General features: G+C 70.0%; 10 protein-coding genes. 3 read left to right on the top strand and 7 right to left on the bottom strand.

The window, feature by feature from the left end:
- Positions 1-199: 199 nt before the first annotated feature.
- Genes QSG27_RS26095 through fliF form a run of 7 tightly spaced genes read right to left on the bottom strand, consistent with a single transcriptional unit; the run spans position 200 to position 5799 of the window.
- Complete coding sequence (locus QSG27_RS26095; RefSeq protein WP_306711340.1) at positions 200-829, bottom strand: hypothetical protein; 630 nt, start codon at positions 827-829, stop codon at positions 200-202.
- Between the two features lie 13 nt (positions 830-842).
- On the bottom strand, positions 843-1871 hold the full coding sequence (locus QSG27_RS26090) for a flagellar motor switch protein FliG (protein ID WP_306711338.1): 1029 nt from the start codon (positions 1869-1871) through the stop codon (positions 843-845).
- A gap of 9 nt (positions 1872-1880) precedes the next feature.
- A complete protein-coding gene (locus QSG27_RS26085; RefSeq protein WP_306711336.1) occupies positions 1881-2189 on the bottom strand; it encodes a hypothetical protein in 309 nt (102 codons plus the stop codon).
- Between the two features lie 4 nt (positions 2190-2193).
- Positions 2194-2979, bottom strand: coding sequence for a flagellar type III secretion system pore protein FliP (gene fliP, locus QSG27_RS26080; protein WP_306711334.1), 786 nt, complete (start codon positions 2977-2979; stop codon positions 2194-2196).
- Between the two features lie 35 nt (positions 2980-3014).
- Entirely contained in the window at positions 3015-3368 is a 354-nt protein-coding gene (fliN, locus tag QSG27_RS26075) for a flagellar motor switch protein FliN (RefSeq protein ID WP_306711332.1), read from the bottom strand.
- A complete protein-coding gene (locus QSG27_RS26070) occupies positions 3356-4099 on the bottom strand; it encodes a FliH/SctL family protein (RefSeq protein ID WP_306711330.1) in 744 nt (247 codons plus the stop codon). Before QSG27_RS26070 ends, fliN begins: the two co-directional genes overlap by 13 nt.
- The gene (gene fliF, locus QSG27_RS26065) at positions 4099-5799 is read right to left on the bottom strand and encodes a flagellar basal-body MS-ring/collar protein FliF (protein WP_306711328.1); all 1701 of its coding nucleotides are present in this window, start codon (positions 5797-5799) and stop codon (positions 4099-4101) included. Before fliF ends, QSG27_RS26070 begins: the two co-directional genes overlap by 1 nt.
- A 238-nt stretch (positions 5800-6037) precedes the next feature.
- Between fliF and QSG27_RS26060 the strand changes: the two genes are divergently transcribed.
- The 3 genes from QSG27_RS26060 to QSG27_RS26050 all read left to right on the top strand — a co-directional run.
- The gene (locus tag QSG27_RS26060; protein ID WP_306711326.1) at positions 6038-6487 is read left to right on the top strand and encodes a flagellar basal body-associated FliL family protein; all 450 of its coding nucleotides are present in this window, start codon (positions 6038-6040) and stop codon (positions 6485-6487) included.
- Between the two features lie 17 nt (positions 6488-6504).
- Positions 6505-7608 carry a flagellar motor switch protein FliM gene (fliM, locus tag QSG27_RS26055; protein ID WP_306711324.1) on the top strand — a complete coding sequence of 368 codons (1104 nt, stop codon included), beginning with the start codon at positions 6505-6507 and terminating at the stop codon, positions 7606-7608.
- A partial coding sequence (locus tag QSG27_RS26050) for a DUF6468 domain-containing protein (protein WP_306711322.1) occupies positions 7589-7959 on the top strand: 371 nt, incomplete at its 3' end. The genes fliM and QSG27_RS26050, both read left to right, overlap by 20 nt.

Raw genomic sequence — 7959 nt, 5'->3', positions numbered from 1 at the left:
GCCACCGGCGGCGCCCGCTACATCGAGACCGTCTACGGGCGCGGCTACAAGTTCGAGGCCCCGCCCGAACATGAGGACCCTCTCCCGGCGGCGTCCGTGCCATGCCGGGTTCTGCCTTACAAAGGGTTCGGGCGCGGGCCGGGGGAGGCGCGGCTGGCAGGGTGAGGGTGGCGAGGGGGAAGTGGTCGCGCCGGGCCCCCTACGCGGACCAGTCCGCGCTGAGATCCTCCTCCTCCAAATCCAGCCAGGCCCCGGCCAGCGGCCCCACCGTCAGGTCGCCGGTCAGGCCCGCATCGCCCATGGCTCCGGCGAAGCCGTCCTGCATGTCGGCCAGCGCCGCGGAGGACAGGCCGCCGCCGGTCTGCAGCGTCACGTCGAACCGCCGCCCCTCCCCCGCCGCGACGAGCTGCACCGCGCCCAGCGCCGGCAACCGCATCTGCAACACCAGCGCGCTGCCCGTCTGAAGGTCCGCCCCGTCGGAAATGGCGCAGAGCAGGCTGCGGCAGCCGCCCGCCGCCGTGCCGTCCATCACCGGAACGCTCATCACCCGCCATTCCCGCCCGTCGGCGGTGCGGCGGTGGCGCGGGGCCAGCGCCAGATCCAGGTCGTCCAGCAGCGCGCCGCCGTCGAGCCGCTCCAAAAGCCGGCTCCGGTTCGGCCCCAGCCACGCCCGCGCGCCGTTGGCGGTCGCCGCCAGGAAGAAGGCCAGCCCCAGGCCGAAGGTGGAATCGCAGCGCGGCAGGCCGCCGCGCAGCTCCTGCGCCGCCCGCGGGTCCAGCGCCTCCACCACCGCCAGCACATGGCCGACCTCGGCGACCGCATCCGGCATCGCTGCACCCATATCAATAGACCACGGCGTCCGCTTCGTCCGATTGCGGAAGGACAATGGCTCCGTCGTCGGCCATGGCTTTGGCGACCTGTACGATCTCCGCCTGCGCCTCGTTGACGTCGCGCATGCGCACCGGCCCCATGTTCTCGATCTCGTCCTGAAGGATCAGGCGGGCGCGCTCGGACAGCACGGACAGGAAATGGTCGCGCTGCACCGCCTCGGCCCCCTTCAGCGCGATGGCGAGCTGGCCGGTGTCGCAGCGCCGGATCACCGCCTGGAGCGACACGCGGTCCAGCCGCAGCAGATCCTCGAAGGTGAACATGAGCTGGCGGATGCGGTGGGTCGAGTCCGGCATCAGCGAGTCCAGGTCGGAGAAGATCTCCGCCATGGTGTCGCGGTCGATGCGGTTGAAGATGTCGGCCATGCGCTCGTGCGTGTCGGCGCCGTGGGTGCGGGCGTAGTTGGCCATGAACTCGTTGTGCAGGATGGATTCGATGTCCAGCAGCACCTCGCGCTGCACGGACTCGATCTGGATCATCCGCTCGATCACCTCCAGCCGCAGCGCCGGGGACAGCAGCGGCAGCACCTTGGCCGCGTGGTCGCTGCGCATGCGGGACAGGATGACCGCCGCCGTCTGCGGGTATTCGCCCGCCAGATAGGTGGCGAGCACGCCCTCGTTCACGTTGGACATCTTCTCCCACATGGTGCGGCCCGCCGGGCCGCGGATCTCGCCCATGATCTCCGACACGCGGTCGTCGGGCAGGAAGCGGGAGAGCATGCGCTCCGTGCTGTCGTAGGAGCCGACGACGGAGCCGGTGTTGGCGAACCGCTCCGTGAAGCTGCGCAGAAGCGCCTCCACGAGGTTCGAGGTGACGTTGCCCAGGCTCGCCATGGCCCGGCTGACCATGCGGATCTCGTCGTCATCCAGCCGCTCCATCAGGCGGGAGCCGCGCTCCTCGCCCAGCGCCAGGAAGATCACCGCGGTCCGTTCCGAACCGCTCAGGCTCTTGAAATTGTCTCGGATCTTGATCGGCATGCCCATGCTGGCACCTCAGAAGAAGCGGTCGGCGGTCAGGGAAGGTTGGTCGGGGTCGTCCCGCCCGTCCTGCAGGCGGTCGTGACGGAAGGCGTTCGCCAGGACGCTGCCGGCGACCAGCACCATGCGGTGCGGCACCAGCGGGTTGGGGTCGAGCGCGTTCAGAAGCGTGACGATGGCCGTCTCGTCGTCCACCGTGACGCCCCGCCGCCGGGCGAAGGCGGTCACGCTGTCGGCGACGCCCGCGGCCCCGGCGGGGGACGCGACGGGCGGCGCCGGCATGCCGGCGGAGGGAACGGCGGGCAGCAGCCGGGGCTCGGTCATCGCGTCAGGTTCCCCCATAGGAGCGGATCAGGCTGTTGGCGATCAGGAACCAGCCGTCGGTCAGCACGAAGAAGATGATTTTGAAGGGCAGCGCGATCATCACCGGCGGCAGCATCATCATGCCCATCGCCATCAGCACCGCCGCCACCACCATGTCGATCACCAGGAAGGGCAGGAAGATCAGGAACCCGATCTCGAAGGCGCGGCGCAGCTCCGACAGCAGGAAGGCGGGAACCAGCACGCGCAGGTCGGCGGTGGCCGCCGTCTTCGGCTGCTCCGCTTCCGGCTTGCCGGAGAAGCCGGCGAAGGCGGAGAGGTCCTTGTCCCGCACCTGGGAGGCCATGAAGTTGCGGAAGGGCTCCACCATCCGCTCCAGGCCCTGCTCCTGGGTCACCTGCTCGTTCAGCATCGGGCGAAGCCCGTCCTGCCACGCCGCGTCGAAGACCGGCCCCATGATGTGGAAGGTCAGGAACATGGCGAGGCTGATCAGAACCATGTTCGGCGGCGACTGCTGAAGCCCGAGCGCGGAGCGCAGCAGCGACAGCACGACGATGATCCGGGTGAAGGAGGTCGCCATGACCAGCAGCCCCGGCGCCACGCTGAGCACCGTCAGCAGGACGATGCCCTGGATGACGCGCCCGGACAGCGACCCGCTCTCCCCCGTGGCGCTGCCGAGCGCGCTGCCAATGGAGGACAGGTCCAGCCCGCTTCCCTGCGCCCAGGCCGCCGCGGGAAGCAGCAGTCCGGCGAGCACGGCGGCAAGGGCAGGCGGGAACAGGCGTCGGATCATGATGGGAACCTGATGGGTGCGGCGCAGGGAAAGGCTCAGTCGATGGCCAGATCGGTGCGCACGATCTCGGTCAGCGTGACGCCCAGCCGCTGGTCCTCGACGATCACCACCTCGCCGCGGGCGACCAGACGGTGGTTCACCAGGACCTCCACCGGCTCGTCCACCTTGCGCTCCAGCTCCACCACGGCGCCGCGGCCGAGCTTCAGAAGCTGCGCCACCAGCATGCTGGTGCGGCCCAGCACGACCTGCACGTCCACCGGGACGTTGTAGATGGCGTTCATCGACCCGCCAGCCGGTGCCGCGGCGGGGATGCCGGCGGCGTCCTTCTCGGCGGGCTTCTCGGCGGGCTTGGCGTCGTCTTCCAGGACATCGAGGTTCAGTGGGGCCATGATGCGGTGCTTTCCGTGTCGGTGAAGAGGTCATGTTCGGTGGACAGGGCGGCCAGGGCGCGGTCGCACAGGCCGGCGACGGCGCGCTCCACCGCCGCGGGGTCGTAGCGCAGCCCCCCGGCTTCCCAGGCGGCGTCGATCCCGCCGGGCGGCAGGACCGGGTCGGCGGCCACCTCCAGCGAGCCTTTGAAGCCCGCCGTTTCCGGATCGGCCAGCCGGGCGCGGACCGGGTCGGCCAGATCGGGATGGACGCGCAGCCGCAGCCGCGGCGACCCGCCGGCCAGCCGCAGGGCGTCCGCGGCAAGCCGTTCGGTCTCCGCCGCCCCGATCCGCTCCAGCAGGGCCGGGGCGAGGCGGGGGGCGAGCGCCACCATCACCGCCGATCCCTGCGCCTCCACCCCGCGCAGGGCGTCGGCGAAGCGTTCGTCCAGGGCGACGAGCCGTTCGTCCAGGTGGGACAGGGCCTGCGCCAGCGCGGCGTCGGTGCGGGCCGCGGCCTCCGCCGCGCCCTCGCGCCGGCCCTGCTCCACCCCCTCGGCGAAGGCGCGGACCTCGGCGCCGTAGACGGCGGCCTGGAGGTGGCGTTCGGAATGGACGATGGCGTCGAGCGGGTCGGCGGGTTCCGGTTCGGGAGCGGCACCGAACTCGGCCGCCGCTTCCGCCGCCGCCGCCATCCCTGCCTGGGCGGTGCTGTCGAAGCGCAGGTCGAAGCGGTAGCGCGGATACCCCATCAGACCGCCTCCTCGTAGAGCCAGGAGCGGAGGATATCGACCGCCTCATCCGGATACTGTTCCACGATGTCGCCCAGCCGCCGGATGGAGGAGGCGCGCACCCGGCCTTCCACCGTGCGCAGCTCGATGAGCTGGTCCATCGTCTCCTCGATGCCCGGCAGCGCGGCGGCCACCGGCTCGCCGCCATCGGTGAGCTGGGCCGCCTGCATCGCCGGATCTCCAGCGACGCCGGGGCCGGTGAGCTGCGGCATGGCGGCCCCCGCGGCCAGCGCCGGGGCGGCGGCCTCCGCAGCCGCCGGCTCCGGCGCCGGGAAGACGCGGCGGATCAGCGGGCGCAGCCCCAGAACGATCAGCAGCCCGCAGAGCACCAGCAGGATCACCCACTGGATCAGCGTCATCACGTTGCGGCTGAGCGTCTCGACGATCTCGGCCATCGGCTCGCGGGCGCCCAGTTCGGGGGCGAGGTTGACGAACTCCAGGTTGTCCACCGTCACCCGGTCGCCGCGCGCCTCGCTGAAGCCCATGGCGGAGCGCACCAGCTCGGTGATGCGCTGCAACTCCTCGGGCGAGCGGGCCGCGTAGCTGCGGGCGCCGTCCTGCGCCGTCGTCCAGGTGCCGTTGACCAGAACGGCGACGCTGACGCGGCGGATGTCGCCCGGCTCGATCACGGTTTCGCGGGCGATGTTGGAAATCTCGTAATTGACCGTCTCCTCCTGGCGTTTGGAGTCGGTGGAGGAGCGGTTGTTCTGGGCCTGGGCGCGGACCTCGCGCTGCGGCAGGTTCTGTTCGGCGGTGACCGGCGGCTCGCCCGTGCTGTCCAGGCTGCGGTCCTGCTCCTGCACCGTCTGGGTGGAGCGGACGACCTGGCTGTTCGGGTCGAAGCTCTGGCTGCGCACGACCTCGCGCTTGGTTTCGACATCGACAGCAACCTGAACGCGAACATTTCCCTGCCCCAGCCGGGCCACCAGCATCTGTTCGATGGCGCGGGCGATGCGCGCCTCGTGGCCGGCGCGCAGCCCGTCCACCTTCGCCGACGACCGGGCGTCGCCGTCCTCCTCGGTCAGCAGCACCTCGCCGGAGGCGTCGAGCACGGTGACGGCGCTCGGCTTCAGGTTGGGCACGGCGGCGGAGACGAGGTGGCGGATCGACAGCGCCTGCTGCCGCTCCAGCGGCGAACGCCCGCGCATGCGCACCACGATGGAGGCGGTGGGCGTCGGGGCGTTGCGCGAGAACTCCTCGCGGTCGGGAAGCACGATGTGGACGCGCGCCGCCTCGATTCCGGACAGCGTCTCGATGGTGCGGGCCAGCTCGCCTTCCATGGCGCGCAGCCGGTTCATCCGCTGCATGAAGCTGGTGATGCCCAGCGGCTTGTCCGTGTCGAACAGCTCATAGCCGATGCCGCCGCGCGACGGCAGGCCCTTTTCGGCCAGCAGCATGCGCAGCCGCGGCACCTCGGCCTCCGGCACCTGGACGGCGGTGCCGTCGAAGGCGGCGGACACGGGCACGCCCATGGCCTCCACCGCCTTGACGATGCGCCCGGCCTCCGCCGGCTCCAGCCCGGTGTAGAGCGGCGTCATGTGCGGCCGCGACAGCAGAACCGCCATGGTGGCGACCGCCAGGACGATGCCGACACCCGTGCCGGCCAGCACCAGAAGGCGCGTGCGCCCAAGCGTCCGCAGATTGTCGATCAGTCCCGTCACGACACCCGCACCTTTAAAGTTTCCGAAAAGCGGGGACCGTAATGTTCACCCCGTGAGCCTTCACAACCTACCGGGACGACTTTTAAGCGGAGTAAAAGCTGCGAAGATGAACCGGAAGGAAGTCGCTAAAACTTGATCGTTTAAAACAATATCTCAAATTTTCGGTATCTTGGAGGTGCCGGTCGCGATGAATACAGATGCTGGAAAGGCAAGGACGGGTACGCCGGGCCGGCAGCGGATGTACGTCATCGTGCTGCCGCTGGCCCGGCTGGCGCTGGCGGCGGCGGCCCTGTGCGGCGTCGCCGCGGCGGGGTTCGGCGGCTACTGGATGGCCGTGGGACCGGACGGGGTGGCGCGGCTGTTCGAAGGCACGCCCGTCGCCGAACCGGCCCAGGCGACGCTGGACATGCCGGAACTGATGGTCAACCTGCGCCCCGACACGCCGTCGCGCTTCATGAAGATCGGGGTGACGCTGGCCCTGGCGCCCAAGGACCGCGGGCGGGTGGAGCAGGCGATGCCCCATCTCGTCAACGCCCAGCAGGAGTTCCTGCGCAACATCGACCAGCACGACCTGCGCGGTTCCGCCGGTCTGCTGCGGCTGCGCGGGGAGTTGCGCCGCCGCTTCAACCTGATCCTCGGCCCCGACACGGTGTCCGACGTCCTGCTGCGCAGCCTTCTCACGCAATAGCCGACCCAGAGGAACGGATGAGCACTCCCATCGACAACGACGGCAGCGGCGATGAAAGCGGCGGCGGGGACGATCTCGACTGGGGCCTGGACGCCGGCGCCGGAGAGTCCGAGGCCGCCGCCCTGATGGCCGACACCAAGGAGCTGAGCCAGGAGGAGATCGACCGCCTGCTGAACTTCGCCGTCGGGCCGCAGACGGAATCCGCCGGACAGACCCGCGCCATCGAACGGCTGATCAGCACGACGACGGTCAACAAGGACCGGCTGCCGATGCTGGACGTGGTCTTCGACCGCATGGTCCGGCTGCTGAACACCTCGCTGCGCCAGTTCTCGTCCACCAGCGTGGAGGCCAGCCTGCTGCGCATCGACTGGCTGCGCTACAACGAATTCCTCGACACCATCGAGCTTCCGGCCCTGGTCGGCGTCGCGCGGGCGGAGCAGTGGGACAACCACATCGTCGTGTCGGTGGACAGCGCGCTGATCTATTGCATGATGGACGTGCTTCTGGGCGGGCGGCGCAGCCGCGCCCGGCGCATCGACGGACGCACCTACACCTCCATCGAGCGCAAGATCACCGAGCGGCTCATCAAGGTCATCCTCCAGGACCTCAGCCAGTCCTTCGACCCGATCACGCCGATCGACTTCACCTTCGACCGGCTGGAGACGAACCCGCAATTCGCCACCATCACCCGCGCCACCAATGCGGTCATCCGCGTGCGCATCGCGGTGGAGGTGGAGCGCCGCGTCGGCCATGCCGAGGTGGTCATCCCCTACGCCACGCTGGAGCCGGTGCGCGGCAAGCTGGTGCAGACCTTCATGGGCGAGAAGTTCGGCCACGACACGGTGTGGGAAAGCCACCTGAAGGCCGAGCTGATGCGGGCCAAGCTGGACCTCGTCGCCGTGCTGCAGCAGACCCAGGTGTCGCTGGGCGAGGTTCTGAACTGGGAAAAGGGCACCTCGCTGAAGCTGCGCATCGACCCCGACGCGCCGGTGGTGCTGCAAAGCAAGACCACCCCCCTCTTCGCCGGCCACATGGGCCAGCGCAACGGCAACATCTCCGTCAAGATCGACACCGACCTGGAGACCAAGCAGGAGCTGATCGATGGTCTCATTCCTCATTGACGCCGTTCTGGCGGTCATGCTGGTCACCGCCACGGTGTTCCTGGTGATCGTCAACAAGCGGCTGAAGGTGATGCGCTCCAGCCAGGCCGAGATCGGCGCGCTGATCGGCACCTTCTCCAAGACCATCGACGAGACGGAAGCCTCGGTCCAGCGGCTGGTCGCCGCCGCGACGGAGGCGTCCGCCAAGCTGTCCGACGGGCTCGACCGCGCCAAGGGCGTGACCGAGGAGGCGGCGCTGGTGCTCGGCTCCTGCGAACGCGCGTCCAAGCGCATCGAGGCGTCCGTGCAGGAGGCCCGCGCCCTGGTCCGCCGGTTGGAGGACGGCCCGGTGCCACGCCCGCGGCCCAGCCC

It is taken from the genome of Azospirillum isscasi, from assembly GCF_030849505.1.
GTDB lineage: Bacteria > Pseudomonadota > Alphaproteobacteria > Azospirillales > Azospirillaceae > Azospirillum > Azospirillum isscasi.
The sequence above is the reverse complement of the archived record's forward strand: the minus strand, read 5'-3'. Positions and strand labels throughout refer to the sequence as shown.

Bases quoted from the DNA above. Each gene is read 5' to 3' on its own strand.
- QSG27_RS26095 (WP_306711340.1), bottom strand. From the start codon at position 829: ATGCCGGATGCGGTCGCCGAGGTCGGCCATGTGCTGGCGGTGGTGGAG.
- QSG27_RS26090 (WP_306711338.1), bottom strand. From the start codon at position 1,871: ATGGGCATGCCGATCAAGATCCGAGACAATTTCAAGAGCCTGAGCGGT.
- QSG27_RS26085 (WP_306711336.1), bottom strand. From the start codon at position 2,189: ATGACCGAGCCCCGGCTGCTGCCCGCCGTTCCCTCCGCCGGCATGCCG.
- fliP (WP_306711334.1), bottom strand. From the start codon at position 2,979: ATGATCCGACGCCTGTTCCCGCCTGCCCTTGCCGCCGTGCTCGCCGGA.
- fliN (WP_306711332.1), bottom strand. From the start codon at position 3,368: ATGGCCCCACTGAACCTCGATGTCCTGGAAGACGACGCCAAGCCCGCC.
- QSG27_RS26070 (WP_306711330.1), bottom strand. From the start codon at position 4,099: ATGGGGTATCCGCGCTACCGCTTCGACCTGCGCTTCGACAGCACCGCC.
- QSG27_RS26060 (WP_306711326.1), top strand. From the start codon at position 6,038: ATGTACGTCATCGTGCTGCCGCTGGCCCGGCTGGCGCTGGCGGCGGCG.
- fliM (WP_306711324.1), top strand. From the start codon at position 6,505: ATGAGCACTCCCATCGACAACGACGGCAGCGGCGATGAAAGCGGCGGC.